This is a genomic window from Nannocystis pusilla, from assembly GCF_020073745.1.
GTDB classification, from domain to species: Bacteria; Myxococcota_A; Polyangia; order Nannocystales; family Nannocystaceae; genus Nannocystis; species Nannocystis radixulma.
This window is the reverse complement of record NZ_JAIRAU010000016.1, coordinates 1-14,760: the sequence shown is the minus strand read 5'-3', so window position 1 is coordinate 14,760 and position 14,760 is coordinate 1. Positions and strand designations below refer to the sequence as shown.

12 protein-coding genes and 1 pseudogene are annotated in these 14,760 nt (G+C 70.1%); 4 read left to right on the top strand and 9 right to left on the bottom strand.

Features of this window, described 5'->3' with window-relative positions; all coding sequences use genetic code 11:
- Positions 1-218 precede the first annotated feature (218 nt).
- The 4 genes from K7C98_RS14480 to ftsW form a co-directional block, all read right to left on the bottom strand.
- A complete protein-coding gene (locus K7C98_RS14480) occupies positions 219-578 on the bottom strand; it encodes a hypothetical protein (protein ID WP_224192235.1) in 360 nt (119 codons plus the stop codon).
- A 178-nt stretch (positions 579-756) separates the two neighbouring features.
- A complete protein-coding gene (locus K7C98_RS14475) occupies positions 757-1,731 on the bottom strand; it encodes a hypothetical protein (protein ID WP_224192234.1) in 975 nt (324 codons plus the stop codon).
- Positions 1,732-1,902: 171 nt separating this feature from the next.
- On the bottom strand, positions 1,903-2,484 hold the full coding sequence (locus K7C98_RS14470; RefSeq protein WP_224192233.1) for a hypothetical protein: 582 nt from the start codon (positions 2,482-2,484) through the stop codon (positions 1,903-1,905).
- Positions 2,485-2,737: 253 nt separating this feature from the next.
- Complete coding sequence (gene ftsW, locus K7C98_RS14465; protein WP_224192232.1) at positions 2,738-4,072, bottom strand: putative lipid II flippase FtsW; 1,335 nt, start codon at positions 4,070-4,072, stop codon at positions 2,738-2,740.
- Between the two features lie 214 nt (positions 4,073-4,286).
- Here ftsW and K7C98_RS14460 point away from each other — a divergent pair, with 214 nt between their 5' ends.
- From K7C98_RS14460 to K7C98_RS14445, 4 genes are all read left to right on the top strand, one after another.
- On the top strand, positions 4,287-5,432 hold the full coding sequence (locus tag K7C98_RS14460) for a hypothetical protein (RefSeq protein ID WP_224192231.1): 1,146 nt from the start codon (positions 4,287-4,289) through the stop codon (positions 5,430-5,432).
- Between the two features lie 99 nt (positions 5,433-5,531).
- Positions 5,532-6,377, top strand: coding sequence for an S-formylglutathione hydrolase (fghA, locus tag K7C98_RS14455; RefSeq protein WP_276572668.1), 846 nt, complete (start codon positions 5,532-5,534; stop codon positions 6,375-6,377).
- 80 nt (positions 6,378-6,457) lie between these two features.
- Entirely contained in the window at positions 6,458-6,871 is a 414-nt protein-coding gene (locus K7C98_RS14450) for a hypothetical protein (RefSeq protein ID WP_224192230.1), read from the top strand.
- 1,003 nt (positions 6,872-7,874) lie between these two features.
- Complete coding sequence (locus tag K7C98_RS14445) at positions 7,875-8,666, top strand: formylglycine-generating enzyme family protein (protein ID WP_263429506.1); 792 nt, start codon at positions 7,875-7,877, stop codon at positions 8,664-8,666.
- A gap of 17 nt (positions 8,667-8,683) precedes the next feature.
- Here the strand turns inward: K7C98_RS14445 and K7C98_RS14440 are convergent, their stop codons facing one another.
- The 5 genes and pseudogenes from K7C98_RS14440 to K7C98_RS14420 all read right to left on the bottom strand — a co-directional run.
- Complete coding sequence (locus tag K7C98_RS14440; protein ID WP_224192228.1) at positions 8,684-11,137, bottom strand: hypothetical protein; 2,454 nt, start codon at positions 11,135-11,137, stop codon at positions 8,684-8,686.
- Positions 11,138-11,670: 533 nt separating this feature from the next.
- Positions 11,671-11,988 (bottom strand): annotated as a pseudogene (locus tag K7C98_RS14435) (transposase); the annotation flags it as partial.
- Positions 11,989-12,126: 138 nt separating this feature from the next.
- Positions 12,127-12,981: a hypothetical protein gene (locus K7C98_RS14430; RefSeq protein WP_224192227.1), complete on the bottom strand. Its 855-nt coding sequence runs from the start codon at positions 12,979-12,981 to the stop codon at positions 12,127-12,129.
- Between the two features lie 31 nt (positions 12,982-13,012).
- Positions 13,013-14,209: a hypothetical protein gene (locus K7C98_RS14425; protein ID WP_224192226.1), complete on the bottom strand. Its 1,197-nt coding sequence runs from the start codon at positions 14,207-14,209 to the stop codon at positions 13,013-13,015.
- 134 nt (positions 14,210-14,343) lie between these two features.
- Positions 14,344-14,760 (bottom strand): hypothetical protein (locus K7C98_RS14420; protein WP_224192225.1); only part of this gene is annotated, 417 nt, incomplete at its 5' end.

The following is a 14,760-nucleotide window of genomic DNA, read 5'->3' as shown; positions in this document are numbered from 1 at the left end:
ACGCCATGGTAGCGAGTGTGGGGCGAGGAAGCGACGCTCGGACGAGCGACTGACGCCCGGCGCCTGGCCCGACGTCGGCGCGAGGGATGCGGGCGAGGCCGACCTCGCCCGGCCGTGGCGAGCGTCCGTCGCTCCAGCGCCGCGACCGGGCCATTTCGAGTCGTCGTAGCGAGGAGGGAGCATGTCGGGCCACCATGGGACCGACGAGCAACGCGGTTCTACGGCCCCCAATCTTCGATGGCGTCCACCAACGCATCCTCGAGCCTGGAGATCATGGCCTCTGTGAGATGCACGAGCACAAGATCGCTCGGGCGGTGCTCGGAGGTCACCTTGAAACTGATGATGGTCTCTCGCCGGACCAGGAACACGGCGGCATCGTCGAACAGGCGCCCGACGTTCAACTGTAGATAGTCTCCGTTCCGATCTCGCAGGAGATCGAGCATTTCGCGCAGCCCGCCGGCGGGAAGCGCTCGCCACTGGATGGTGAGGTTGTCCGCGGACAGGGCGACCTTGCGCAGGCCATCTGCGCAATCATCGATCAAGAGGTCCAGGAAATGATACTCGGCGCTCTCGCTCATCGGTCTCTCCTGATTCGTCCCGGATGACGCAGGAGGCTCATGCCGGGTGATCGCAGTCGTCGTCCCACGAGGTCGTCACGGTCGCGAGCGAGGCGCCGATTCGCGGCTCATGGAGCGCGAGGCTGCGCGAGACTCACCGGCGAGGCGACGAGCGGGAGGTGCTCGTCGCCACCTGCCGCTATTGGCGGGTGTGGGCGACGCCGCGGAGGTCGGCGGTGACGGGCGGGGTGACGGCGGTCCAGGTGAGGCCGTCGGGGCTGTAGGTGATGTTGCCGCCGGCGCCGACGGCGACGTGGCGGGCGCCGTCGCTGGCGACGTCGAGCAGGGTGGTCATGAACGGGGAGGCGCGCACGAGCCAGGTGATGGCGTCGCTCGAGCCGAGGATCTGGCCGCCGCCACCGACGGCGATCCAGCCGCCCGGGCCGTAGGTGAGGCCGCGCGGGTCGGCGGCGAGGTTGAACAGCGGGGTGTAATTCCAGGTCAGGCCGTCGCCCGAATAGGCGGCCTTGCTCGGGCCGAGCATGGCGAAGTTCGGGGCGCCGTGGCCGATGGCGCTGTAGCGATCGCCGGTGGGGCTGCCGTCGATGCGCTGGACCCAGCCGACGCCGTCCTGCCAGTTGAAGGCGCCGAAGTTCATGGCGTCGGCCTGGTAATTGCCGATGGCGACCAGGGTGACGCCGTCGCCGGCGAGGTCGACGAGCATGTGCTTGGGCATCGGCAGGTCGGGCCGGGTCCAGGTGATGCCGTCCTCCGATTCGAGGGTCTCGGCGCCGATGCTGTAATCGCCGCCGACGGCGATGAAGCGGCTGCCGTGATAGCGCACGGCGTAGAGGTCGCGCGTCGAGGGGCTCGAGGAGGCGGCCCACTCGACGCCGTCCTCGGAGTGGAGGATCTTGCCGGCCTGGCCGACGGCGACGTACATCTCGGCGCCGTAGGCGACGTCGTTGAGCGCGACGGTGACTCCCGAGGTGGAGATGGTCCAGTCGGCGCCGTTCTCCGAGCGCACGATGCTGCCGCCGTCGCCCACGGCGATGAACAGCTCGCTGGGCGGCTCGCCCGCGGTGCCGCCGTCGCTGTCGGTGCCGCCGGCCGGCGGGAAGAAGATGCAGCCGGTGACGGCCAGGGCGAACGACGCGACGACGACGCGGAACATGGCCCGGGAAAGCTAGCCGCGCGGCCAACGAGTGTCGAGGCGCGGGTCGGCGCGGCGCCGTCTCGGGCGGCGTCCGGGGGCCATGACTCGGAGCCGCGATCGCGGCCGCCGATTCACGAACACGTGCGCTCACCCGGAGCCGCGCGAGGCCGTCGCGGTCGCTCGCGGACCTCAGCTGGTGGCCTGCGGGAGACGGCGGGGGCGGCGGTAGGGGGTGTTCTCCAGCGGGTTGTCGCCGACCAGCGAGGGCCCGAGGAGGTGCTCCATGAGGTTGAGCAGCTCGAGGCGCTCCTCGTCGGTGCCGCGGGCGCGGGCGAGGTCGTAGAAGAAGGCCGGGACGGTGAGGACCATGAACATGGCGACGAGGCCCAGCTTGGCGCCGGTGATGCCGGTGAGGCCGAGCCAGGCCAGGCTGGTGGCCCACATGATCCAAAAGCTGGCCTGGCGGGCGAACGGGCCGCGCGTGAAGCGGACCTGGACGGCTGTCCCTTGGGGCATGGGCACGAGCTCGGCCTCGAGGGTCATGCGCCGCATGATGGCCGGCCCGGTGTCGACGACGCCGGCGGTCTGGTTTTGACAGACGCGGAACTTGCGCGGGCCGAGCTCGGCGAGGAACTTGCGCCGGGTGCGGCTGCGGGCCGGAAAACCCTCGACGACCTGGACGTCGGCGTCGCCGCGGAGCCGCGCGAGGACCTCGCCGGGCGCGAGGTCGACGCGGTAGGTGAGCGCTTCGGGCAGGGCGCGCAGGGGCACGTGCGCGGGAGTATTGGCGATTTCTCCGGCGCCCGCCAGCGGCCCGGTGCCGGGGCCAGGACGCGTGCGCCAGAAGACCGTGCGTTGTGCGCTCGCTGAGGAATCGGCGGCCGTCCGCGCGAAGGCGTGGGCCGTGCGCCGCTCAACCGTGAGCGAGCGCGTCTGGGGAGCGCAGGTCCGGCGAAGCCGCGGCGGATGCTCGCGGCGGAGCGCGGGCCCATGAGGTTTGCCAGCCGATGCGCCCGCCGGCCGCTCAGGGGCGCGCGATGCGGGTGTTGCGGCGCGCGGGGGCGGCGGCGGCGGCCGGGGCGCGCTTCCACGGCCACCAGGAGCGGCGCGGCGGCTCGCCGGTGCGCGCGAGGCGAGCCGTCCGCGACGGGCGCTCGGGCGCGGGGGCGCGGCTGCGCTGGTCGCTGATCCGCCACGGGCGCGGGCGGCGGGAGATCGAGAGCAAGATCCCGGTGGCGCCCATGCTGACGAGCAGCGACGAGCCGCCGTACGACAGGAACGGGAGGGTGATGCCCTTGGCGGGGATCACGTCGAGGACGACGGAGATGTTGATCAGGGCCTGGAAGCCGAACAGGGCCGAGAGCGCGACGGCGAGGTAGGTGCCGAAGCGGTCCGGGGCGCCGCGAGCGGCCACGAGGCCGCGCCACACCAGCAGGCAGAACAGGCCGATGACGGTCCATACGCCGACGAGGCCGAGCTCCTCGGCGATGCTGGCGAGGATGAAGTCGGTGTGGTTCTCGGGCAAAAACCCGAGCTTCTGCCGGCCGGCGCCGAGGCCGAGGCCCCACGTGCCGCCCGAGCCGACGGCGATCAGCGACTGCTGGATCTGGTACGACTGCTCGCCCGAGAGGAAGTCGAGCAGGCGGCCCTTGCGGAAGCCGACGCCGACGATCTGCGACCAGGCGAGCGGCGCGGCCAGCATCATGGCGGCGACCACGTAGGTGATCCGCGTGCCGGCGACGAACAGCGCGGTGAGGGTCACGGCGCCGAGGAGGATCGTGGTGCCGAGGTCCTTCTCGAGCAGGACCAGCAGCATGGTGATCGAGGCGACGAGGAGCGGCGGGAGGAAGCCGGCCTTGAAGCGGCGCACGCGCTCGCCCTGGCGGGCCAGGACGGACGAGAGGAACATCGCCAGGAACACCTTGGCGAGCTCGCTCGGCTGGATGTTGATGCCGGGGGCGCGGATCCACCGGCGCGCGCCGTTGACCTCGTCGCCGACGGCGAGCACGAGGAGGAGGCCGAGCAGGCCGATGCCCATCAGGTGCGGGGCGAAGCGGCGGAACAGCCGGTAGTCGAGCCGCGAGGTGAGGACCATGACGGCGGTGCCGAGCGCGAACAGCACGCTCTGACGGCCGAGGAAGTACTCCCAGTCGTGGTAGCGCACCCGGGCGGTGTAGACGCTGGCGCTGTAGACCATGACGAGGCCGAGGCAGGCCAGCGACATGGCGGCGAAGAACAGCCACGGGTCCATGGCCCGCCGCTCGTCGCCCGCGTCCGCCACGGGCGACGGCGAGCCCTCCGCGGGCTCGGCGATCGGGTCGCCGCCGCAGTCGGGGGCCGCTGCCTCGCTCGAGGTCACGCCCAGGGGGCTCGCACATGTGCGCGCGCGAGGCGAGTTTTCGGCGCAAACCGAGGGGGTGCGCAGGTGCGCAGCGCCAGGTTGACAGACGGGCGTGTCAAGTTGACCTCCGGCCGTGCCCAAATGGCGCCAGGGCGGCCGCGGAGAGGCGTTTTGGCGATTTCGGCGGGGCCTTGCGCGAGGCCGGGGGGTCGCGTCATCCTCACGGACGTCCATGCAGCTCCCGCGTCGTCCGCTCCACGGCCTGTGCGTCGTGCTCGCAGCCTCGCTGATCGCGCCCCCCGTGGCGGCCAAGCCGGCGAAGACCAAGGAAGCGGCGCCGGCCGGCACCGCGAGCACGAGCAGGCCGATCGACCCCGACATGCCGGAGGCCGGCGACGAGGGGATCCCCGACGCGCTCGAGGAGGGCCAGGTCGCGCCCGGGGCCCGGGCCACCAGCGGCGCGGGGCCGCAGCGGGGCTCGGGCATCACGATGTCGCGCAAGCCGAACGTCGGCAGCGACACCCTGGCCCTGCAGTTCGACGCCGAGGCGTCGGCCCAATTCGACGAGGGCGACTACCGCGAGGCGGCCCGCCTGTGGGTGAAGGCGCTCGAGGCCCTGTCCGAGAACGAGTCGAACCACTCGGTCCGCTCGGCGATGCTGCTCAACGCGGTCACCGCCTACGAGCAGCTGTTCGTCGAGACCGGCGAGGTCGAGATGCTCCAGCGCGGGCAGCTCATCATCGGTGACTACTTGCGCACCTGCAAGAAGCGCTACGGCACCGCCTGCGACCGCTACCCCGAGACCGCCGACGCCCGCAAGCGGCTCGAAGAATTGATGAAGCGGATCGACGAGGCGCAGCCGAAGGTCAAGAAGATCGCGCCCGAGATCGACACGGCGCCGGGCGGGCGGCCGTTCAACCGCGCGATCATGCAGCCCTCGGCGCCGCCGTGGATCGGGGCGGCGTTCGCCGTCGGCACGGTGATGGCCGCGGGCGGCGTGGCGCTGACCTACTGGGCCCGCACCAGCCCGCGCTTCGACCCGGTCGACGAGACGCTCCCCGAACGCGGCCGCGTCCGCTTCCGCGAGGAGGGCGACGGGACCGATACGGGCACCGACCCGGGCACCGACACGGGCACCGACACGGGCGGGGACTCGGCCGGGGTGCTGACGCAGGTCGAGCTGCGGCCCGAGGTCAAGGGCGACCTGGTCACCGTCGCCGGTGTGTTCGTCGCCGTCGCCGGCGTGGGCCTCATCGTCCTGGCCTCGGTCAAGCTGGCCAAGCACCGCCGGCTCAACCGCGAGCGCGCGTCGCAGCTGTCGCTGTTCCCGACGTTCAACCGCGGCGGCGGCGGCATCGGCCTCAGCGGCCGGTTCTAGCGCCTGACCGATCGGCCAGGCGAGCGTCGATGCCTCCGGTCGCGGTGGAGTGACGGGCGTGGCTTCCCGCGTGGGTCGGCGGGTGCTACGGTCGCCGTGATGGCACTGAAGACGATCAGCGAGAGCCGCTGCTTCGGCGGCGTACAGGGGACCTACAGCCACGCGTCGACGGCGACGGGGACGGAGATGCGGCTGTCGGTGTTCGTGCCGGAGGAGGCCACGCGGCGCGCCCTGCCGGTCGTCGTCTACCTGTCGGGGCTGTCGTGCACCGAGGAGAACTTCACGGTCAAGGCCGGGGCCCAGCGCTACGCGGCCGAGCTGGGGCTCATCGTGGTGGCGCCCGACACCAGCCCGCGCGGGCAGGACGTCGCCGACGACCCGGCCTACGACCTCGGGCAGGGCGCGGGGTTCTACGTCGACGCGCTGCAGTCGCCGTGGGCGCCGCACTTTCGCATGTACTCGTACGTGGCCGAGGAGCTGCCGGCGCTGATCGCCGCCAACTTCCCGCAGCGGCCCGGCGCGCTCGGGATCATGGGCCACTCGATGGGCGGCCACGGGGCGCTGGTGCTCGGGCTGCGCGAGCAGGCCCTGTTCGGCTCGGTGTCGGCGCTGGCCCCGATCGTCACGCCGTCGCAGGTGCCGTGGGGGATCAAGGCGTTCTCGGCGTACCTCGGGCCGGACGCGGCGCTGTGGCGCGACTACGACGCGACGGCGCTGATCGAGGGCGGCCGCCGCCGCGCCGACGTGCTGCGCATCGATCAGGGCGAGGCCGACAAGTTCCTCGGCGAGCAGCTCCGGCCGGAGGTGTTCGCGGCGGCGTGCGAGCGGGCAGGCCAGCCGATCGAGCTGCGCCGGCACCCGGGCTACGACCACGGGTACTTCTTCGTGGCGACGGTGATCGGCGACCACCTGCGCCACCACGCCGAGCTGCTGGCGCGCCGCTGAGTCGGGGCGGGGCGATGCCAGCGAGGCGGCGAGACGGGCGAGCCGGTGGCGTCGAGCCGGTGCTTCCCCTGGAGCCTCCGTTGCGCGCCGTGGGCTACTGGCGCGACGAGTGGCATGGCGACTATCCCGAGCCGCAGGCGCTGGTCGCGACGGATCAAGATCCCGGCCAGCTGCGCCGGATCGCCGACTGGCTGCGGCGCGGCGAGGTGTTCGCGGCGTGGCGCGGCCTCTCGTTCTGCCGGTTCGACTGCGGGATCGCGGACGCGCACATGGGCTCGCGGTGCCTCACGGACGGCGTGTGGGTCTGGCCGGAGGGCCTGGCGCACTACGTCGAGGTCCACCAGCTGCTCTTGCCCGACGAATTCGTCGAGCGGGCGCTCCGGGACGCGCCGATCGCCGGGGCCGTGCGGGCGGAGGTCGAGCCCGACGACGCGTTCTGGATCGCCTGGGCGGCCGACCAGGGGGCCGTGCGGCGCCCCGGGTTCCGACGATGACCTGGTCACAGAGACAGGTCGAGCGGTGCGAAGAAGTGCTCGTCGGTCACGGGTCGGCGTAGAGTCGAGGCGCGCCGAGCTGTCGACTGCTCTGACTTCCGCCCGGAGCAGGTGGAAGCGGTCGCGGCGAGCATCATGCAGGTCTGGTCCGAAAATCAGCTCGAGGAGGCGCTCGCCACGCCCATCGAGCCGCTCGAAGCCAGGGAGCTCAAGTGCTCGATCGCCGGTGCGCTCGCCGGTGCCACTGCGGGCGTCCTGGTCGGTGGTACTTGCGGCATTCTTGTCAAGAACCCGGTGACTTGTGGCAAGGCCGGGAGGGGGCGCCTACGGCACGCCCGGGTTCACCCCGCCCGAGGCTGCGCTCGTACGGCCGACCCTCCGGGCTTCGATGTCTTCGGGCTCGGCGGGACCATCTTCCTCCTCTGCACCGGCGAGCTCCCCAACCACCTCGAGTGCCGGCGCGTGCCGCCCCGCCCGAGCTCGAGGCGTTGGTTGCGCGATTTGCGGTCGGCGGACAACGGCGACCTGAGAAGGCTCGCTAGCCGGTCGCTAAAATCCGGGCGTTCGCGGCTTGCGCGGTCTTGTCCCGGCGCGTTGAGCGATGGTCCTTGACGTACCGGGAGTCTTCGGGTGGGGTGAGCCCGTGATGCATAAGCTCGCGGATCCAGTCCATCGTCGAGTGTCCTTCGTGTTGGAATGTATCGCGGCATCGTGGCTCGTCACCGCATGCTGCTGCAGCGCTCCATCGGGGACAGGGTCGAGCACTACGGGGCCGAGTACGACGGATAGCGCTTCAGGGACAGCGGGAAGTTCGTCCGGCACGACAGCGGGCAGCTCGAGCACGCCGGCAGGGACGGGCGGCGAGACCGGAGGCGTTCCGACGTGCAAGGGTGATGAGCCCTGTTCGTGCGGGACGCTTGGCTGCCCGTGCAACCTCGACCTGACGTGCAGCCAGGGGAGCTGCAACCCGGACACGGGGACGTGCACCGAGGAGAAGGACGGCATGATGCACGTCCCCGCTGGGCTGTTCTGGATGGGCTGCCGTGAGGGGGTCGACACCGACGAGCTCACCGGGCCGTGCCCCGCGTCCGAGCTACCATACCGGGAGGTGAACGTCTCCGCGTTCTGGATCGACAAGACGGAGGTGACGAAGGGGGCGTACCGCAAGTGCATGGACGCGGGCGTGTGCGCGCCGCCGCCGCGCTGGGACGCGGAGTGGTATCAGGGGGAAAAAGACAACGGTGTCTTCGTACCCGGGCTCGATGAGATGCCCGCGGCGTCGGTGACGTGGATTCAGGCCAAGACGTACTGCGAGTGGGTTGGCAAGCGGCTCCCAACCGAAGCAGAGTGGGAGAAGGCCGCCCGCGGTATCGACGGGCGCAAGTACCCGTGGGGCATGTCGGAGCCGACCTGTGAACACGCCAACTTCCAGCCCACGGACTACGTCACCATGACTCCAGGACCCGAGTGCCCGTACCGCGAAACGTATCAGACTCTGACCCCAGTCGGAATGTTCTGTGCCAAGGGAGCGTCAGTGTATGGTCTGTGCGACATGGCGGGGAACGTCGCGGAGTGGGCCGCCGATGGGTATGACGACAATGGGTACGGAGATCTCCCCCCAAAGGATCCGTTTCGCGAACCCATAGGAACCTCTCTCGCCCGGCGCAACGCGGGATGGGGGGGGTTCTCCCTCAGCCCCATTGGCTACTCGTTGCGGACATCAAGGCGCAAAGGCGGCGGCGAGGACGACGCCGCCGAGACGCTTGATAGTGGGTTTCGCTGCGTCTCCGCCTGAGCGACCGGTCGCCAGCATCAAGGGCAGGACGTCGGCGCGTTCGCAGGGTCGTAGGCGGCGAAATCCATGACGTCGTGCACGATCCACTCGATGTCTTCCCACTCATGGTGCCCGCGGCAGAGAATGCCGTCGAGGAACTCTGTCATGTCGAGCCCGAGCCCCCCGCGCGTGTCGAGGCCGGGCCGGGAGGTGTTGGCAGGCATGTGGTTGCCGCCGAGGTAGCGGACAATAACGTCCTGGAAGATCGCCGCGGAGCCGATGTCGTCGAACAGCAGGCCATAGTCGACGACAGGGGGGTTCGACGCGCTGATGTCGCTGGTGCCGTCAGCGTCATATCGGGCGAACTCGTGTTCGGGCTCGAGGTCCGAGTCGTCAAAGAAGTCCCACAGGAGCCGCCATGACCAGCCGCCGCTGCCCTTGTCGTTCTCCGTGTTGTAGAGGTCGTACGGAAGCGCCGGGAACCAGTTGTTCGCGATGTTCCCCGCGAGCGTAAAGGTTCCCTGGAAGTCGAGGAGTTCAGCATCGTGATACCCCTTGCCTTCGTTGCCGAAGTTCAGGTCGCGGAATGCCCATCGATCGCCGCGCAGGACCGCTGGCATCATCGAGGCGAAGCCCTCGCCGAAGGCCCCTGCCCATGCGTAGGTGGACGGGCTCCCGTTGCCGTCCAATCTCGCCATGAACATGTGCTGAAACCAATGGAAGCACTCGTGCAAGAGCGTGAATTCGTCTTGTGAATCGTCGTTGCTGTTGCCAGCGTTCACGTGAACGATCTCAGTGTCCGCCGTGTAGCACGAAGTGGGCGCGCAGGAGGGCTTGGACTCGGCTCCGCCCTCATACCTGATGCTCAACCATGGGAACGAGCTCACCTTCGCATCACCCACCAGATACGGCTTGGCCCACTCCTGGACACGGAGGCCGGCCATGAACGTCCGGAACTCGCCGACGCTGAGGCTGGAGAAGTCGAAGTACTCGGTGCCCCACGCCTTCGTCGTGCCCGGCACGCTGGCGGTAGCGATTTCGATGACGGGTACGAGGTCGTCGAAGTCGCGCGTCCGTACCCGGTAGATGCCGAAGTTGGAGGTGGTCGGCCGGGCCTTGAGCGAGTAGGTCGTGTTGGCGCACTCCTTGGGCACGTACGTCTGCCAGAACCCCGTCTCGCTGGTTCGCGTGGTATACGTGTGGGAGCAGGCGTCCGTGACTTCGATCGTCACGCGTCGAACGGGATTTACCTCCGGAGTGACCTCCAGAATCGCGTACTCTGGGTGATTGGGGTTGTTGATGTCCTCCTTGGCGCCTTGGCGGAGGCGCTCGTACAGGAGTCGCCCGCTCATGGCGATGGTGTTCGCTGGCTGCTTGTCGACGAGCCACGGAATCGGAACGAGTGCGGCGACGGTGAAGACCGGGCCGGTCGGGGTGTAAAGTCCGAGGCTCAGTTCGACGTCGATCTCGTCCTCGTCGGCGACGTCATCCATCCGCGAGGGACGGATCGTCAGCGGCACCTCGAACTCGGCGATGCACCCGATGGGTGGGGTCGACGAGCACGTCGACCCCGAGATCCAAACCTCGGTCGACGCATAGCCGTCGGTCCCGGCCTCACGCGCGTTGAGGATGAGCGCCGTACCATCGAGGTTGTTCTCCGACCAGATCTCGGCGAAGACCTTGGCTAGGGCGCCGGGCTGCGGTCGAATCAGCGCCGAGGTGAGCGACACGCCGGTGTATATACCGGTAGGCATGTCGCGGAAAACGAAGTCCCCGTTCAGGACGTCCTGGAACTCGATCACACCGGTCGGCGACGGCGTGTAGCGGACCAGGACGGCGTCGGAGTACGTCCGGCTTACGGTGCCGTCGGAGATCTCGACTGGGAGGCGGTACTCGCCGGCGCTTCTCGTATTTGCGACGGAGAGCGTGTAGTCGACCTCGTAGTCGCCTCCGCCGAGGTCCGTGACGATCTCGTCGCCGGGCATATAGTCGCTGGCGACCGCGCTGAAGTCCACGGCGACGTCGAGGTCCTCGTCCTGGGCATGGACGAGGATGGAGATGGTGTCACCCGCGCTCCACTCGACCTGCTCGTCCTCGATCCCTTCGAGGCCGACAGGAGGGTTGGCGAAGGTGGTCGAAACGCTGTCCGTGGTGTTTTTGGGGACCTGGCCCTCGCAGTCCGCCTCGACCGCGATCACCCGGATCCCGCCACCGTAGGCAGCCTCCGTGAAACAGATCGACCGCGGGACCGTGAAGATGTCCAGGCCGGGCGTGTACGTACCCGCGATCGTGGCGTCCACGGAGACCTCCACGAAGGAGGGCTCTACGCAGTCGTATGTGATGTTGACGCAGGTGACGCCGGGGACGGACGGCGGGACCAGCGAGACTTCGACTGCGTGAGCCTCCGAGGGCGCCGCCATGGCCCAGAGGCCAAGCGTCACAACCAGAAGCGGGCGGAGGGCACAGGAGGGGGACGGCGGAGCGAAGCTCATAAAACACAAGTCTCGGAGCATGAGCTAGCTAGGGCCTTTCCTGCAGGGGGATCAAGGAGCGAGTTCGCGCGTCGACGTCCGGCTGCACGCCCAGCAGGAAGCAGGCTCGCGGTCGTCTGAAGCCGTAGGACGGGGCTCATCTGGGTCCGCGCTACGTAGTGAGCACGCCGCCGGGTCCGTTGCCCGATCCCCGGCCCTACATGACCCTGTCGGACGAAAAGATCCATTACTACCCGGCCCGCTCGTTCGTCCTGTTCTTGCTCGCTCGCCAGCCGGAGAGTCCGGGAACACCGGCCCCCCTCAGAACGCCGAATTCGTGGAGAGCGGGGGCCCATGCGGGGCCGGCGGTGTTCGGAGGGGGGCGGTGGGACAAAGGCGGAGGGACCGCAGGCAACCGCGCGCAGGCGGCATCGTCCGCGAGGCACGAACGAACCTGTCCTTAACGACAGCTCGCCATCGAAGCCCGAGGCGCCGAGCACTTTGCCTGGGAGGGCCCCGCCACCGCCGCCATCGCGAGCAGTTGTGTCGCGGCGTCAAGCCGGATTCGACCAGGGCCTGCCATGAGCGACCATGGCATTGAGGATGACGATCAGCTTGCGCATGCAGGCCGTCATGACGACCTTGAAGAGCTTCCCGGCGGCCGTGAGGCGTTCGAAGAGGGCTCGGATCGGCGGGTTCCACTTCGCCGCGCTCACGACGCCCATGTAGAGCATGTCGCGGACCTCGCTGCGGCCGCCCTTGATGGAGCGCTTGCCGTGCTGGCGGCCGCTGTCGCGGTTCATGGGAGCGACGCCGACGAGGGCGCTGATCTCGCGGCGGCTCAGACGACCGAGCTCCGGGTACTCGCGAACGGGCTCGAAGCCCCAGGGACCTTCGGCCTCCCCTCGTCGGGCTCACCTCGTGTGGGGAACATACAAGGGACCTGCTCCGCCGCTCCGTGCCCGCCGTCACCCAGCTCTCCACGGCCCCGCGTCTTCGGTCGCGCGCCGCTAGATCGGGCAGCCGGGATCGCCCATGTCGCAGCAGAGGCACACCGAGGTGCCCATGTCGTCGCCGCAGAAGCCGTGGTCGTAGAGGGCCATCATGTCGTCGCCGACCTCGGTGCACTGGACGAAGCAGTCGAACTCGGCCAGCTTGCCGTAGATGCAGGTGTTGAGGTTGGTCTGGTCGGCGCAGGTGGAGGCGTCGGCGTTGTCGCACGGGGTGCCGGGGCCGTCGCCGCACACGAACTCGACGGTCTTGCCGTCGTCGACGCAGCCGTAGGCGAAGTCGTAGCCGTCGAAGTTGCAGCTGTCCTTGGCGAGGTTGGGCTCGAGCACCCACTCGTTGCCCTCGCAGCGGTAGACCTCGCTGCCCTCGGGGCCGCAGGCCTCGGGCATCGTGCACCAGAACTGGCCGTTGCTGCAGCCGTCGGGCGGCGGCTGGGCGCCCATGCACTCGACGCCGCCGGTGGTGGTGCTCTCACCCTCGGTGGTCTCGGCGGTGGTGGTGCTGGTCGGGCCGGTGGTCGTGGTCTCCGGGAGGCTGGTGGCCTCGGTCTCGGTGGTCGGCTCGGTGGTGGTCGGCGCGCTCGTCGAGGTCGGCTCGACGGTGGTGGTGCCGACGCTCGGCGAGGTGGTGGTGTCGTCGATCGGACAGCACGACAGATCGTCGGGGTCGTCGGTGCAGTACTCGTAGCCCTGGTCGCAGTAGCAGGTCTCGCCGTCGAGGTAGGAGTTCGGGTCGTCGCACACGAACTCGCTGCTGGTGTCGGAGTCGCCGGTGGTGTTGCCGCCCGTGATGATGCAGCCGGGCACGAGCGCCAGAGCGACGAAGAGCGCGATTTTGCGGGGTAAGCGAGCCATGGCGAAAAAATGACACAACCCGCCGCGCGCGTCAGGGCAATTTATCGCCCACGTCGCACAGGAAGCGGAAGCTGAAGCCGCCCGGCTGCGGCAGGGCCTTGTAGCTCTTCACGCTGCCGTCCTGGTTCCACTGGTAGAGCATCGAGCAGCCCGAGCAGGCGCCGATGGTGTCGGGCTCGCCGCTGCCCACGGCCGCGTCGCTGACCCACCAGGTCTGCTCGTCGCCGGCCCGCCACTCGGGGCAGGCCTCGGCGTTGAGCGGCTGATCGACGCAGCTCTCGCCCGGCGTGACCGGATAGATCCCCAGGATCTGCAGGTAGTCGGCGCCGCTCCCCGTCATGCCGCCCCCGACCGGCGGGAGGTTGTCGGCGACGGCGAACTGATGCGCGGCGACCAGGTGCGCCGCGCTGCGCGGGACGAACAGTCGCATGCCGAAGTCGGCGCAGGTGGTCTCGGCGCTGCTGGCCGAGGGCGCGTTCGGGTTCATGCCGGAGGCGTCGACCTTGAGGAAGGTGTAGCCGCCGCCGTCGACGTCGGCCTCGAGCGCGCACCACACGTCGAGCGGCTCCATGATGCCCTCGCGGCGGATCGTGAAGACGCCGCTGACCGCGGCCGGATCGGCCGCCTGCCAGTCGAGGCAGCTGCGGGCGAACTTGCAGGTCGGCAGGCAGTCGGGGCCGTCGTCGCAGTCCTCGAATTCGCCGTCGAGCTGGCCGTCGCCGCAGGCCGGGGCGAGGGCGCTGCAGTCCGCGGCGCAGCCGCCGTAGCTGCCGTCGTTGACGCCGTCGTCGCAGGCCTCGTCGGACTTGACCAGGCCGTCGCCGCACACGCCCGGGAGGCAGGCGGTGGTGCAGGCGCCGTCGTCGGCGTTGTCGGGGCCCTCGTCGCACTGTTCGGCGGCGAGGTTGACGAGGCCGTCGCCGCACACGGCGTTGCGACAGGCGGTGGTGCAGTCGCCGTCGTCGGCGTTGGCGGGGCCGAGGTCGCACTCCTCGTCGGCGTCGACGAAGCCGTCGCCGCAGACCGGGTCGGCGCCGGTGGTGACGGGCGGGTCGCCGGTCGGATCGCCGGTGGTCGGGTCGCTCGGGACGCCGCTGGTGGTGTCGGTGCCGGGGGTGCCGGGACCGGTCGTGGTCGAGGCGCTCTCGGTGTTGGCGTTGGGGTCGAGGCAAGCCTGCAGGGCGAGGGCCGCAGACAGCGAGAGCGTGAGGCGCGACGCGGTGTGCATGTGCAGGGACCGATTTGTCCACGATTCGCCGGGCGCCGCAAGGCCCGCGCGGGGCCGAAGACGGCGATCGGCGATCGGCGAGGCCGACCGCGCGCAGGCCGGTACGCGCCCAGGGTGGGCGCGCGGAGCCGAGGTCAGCGGGTCTTGACCTCGAAGCCGAGGCCGCGCCGGGCGGCGACGTAGGCCGGGCTGACGGCGAACACCAGCAGATCGCGGAGGTCGCCGTCGCGGGCGGCGCGGGCCTTGAGGGCGGCGCTGCGTTCACCTGGCTCTTGGGGCAGGCCGAGGATGTCGAGGGCGGCGCCGAGGTTGCGCGACAGGCACAGGCCGACGCGATCGCCGGAGCGCTGGACCCACGCGCGCCAGTCGCGGCTGTCGAAGCCCTCCTGCTCGCGCTCCTTGAACTGGGCGCTGAGCTGGCGCGCGAGCCGGATCGGCAGCTTGCGCGCGAGGAGCTGGCCGAGCCGCGCGGCCAGGTCGGCCTCGTCGCGGCCCCGCACGCGCCGGGTGTGGCGCGGGTGGAAGGCCTGCAGCGCGGCCGCGAGGACGCC

What these genes read in the sequence shown, in the direction of transcription:
- K7C98_RS14430 (WP_224192227.1), bottom strand. Translation starts at nt 12,981, where the DNA reads ATGGCTCGCTTACCCCGCAAAATCGCGCTCTTCGTCGCTCTGGCGCTC.
- K7C98_RS14445 (WP_263429506.1), top strand. Translation starts at nt 7,875, where the DNA reads ATGATGCACGTCCCCGCTGGGCTGTTCTGGATGGGCTGCCGTGAGGGG.
- K7C98_RS14475 (WP_224192234.1), bottom strand. Translation starts at nt 1,731, where the DNA reads ATGTTCCGCGTCGTCGTCGCGTCGTTCGCCCTGGCCGTCACCGGCTGC.
- K7C98_RS14480 (WP_224192235.1), bottom strand. Translation starts at nt 578, where the DNA reads ATGAGCGAGAGCGCCGAGTATCATTTCCTGGACCTCTTGATCGATGAT.
- fghA (WP_276572668.1), top strand. Translation starts at nt 5,532, where the DNA reads ATGGCACTGAAGACGATCAGCGAGAGCCGCTGCTTCGGCGGCGTACAG.
- K7C98_RS14425 (WP_224192226.1), bottom strand. Translation starts at nt 14,209, where the DNA reads ATGCACACCGCGTCGCGCCTCACGCTCTCGCTGTCTGCGGCCCTCGCC.
- K7C98_RS14460 (WP_224192231.1), top strand. Translation starts at nt 4,287, where the DNA reads ATGCAGCTCCCGCGTCGTCCGCTCCACGGCCTGTGCGTCGTGCTCGCA.
- K7C98_RS14440 (WP_224192228.1), bottom strand. Translation starts at nt 11,137, where the DNA reads ATGAGCTTCGCTCCGCCGTCCCCCTCCTGTGCCCTCCGCCCGCTTCTG.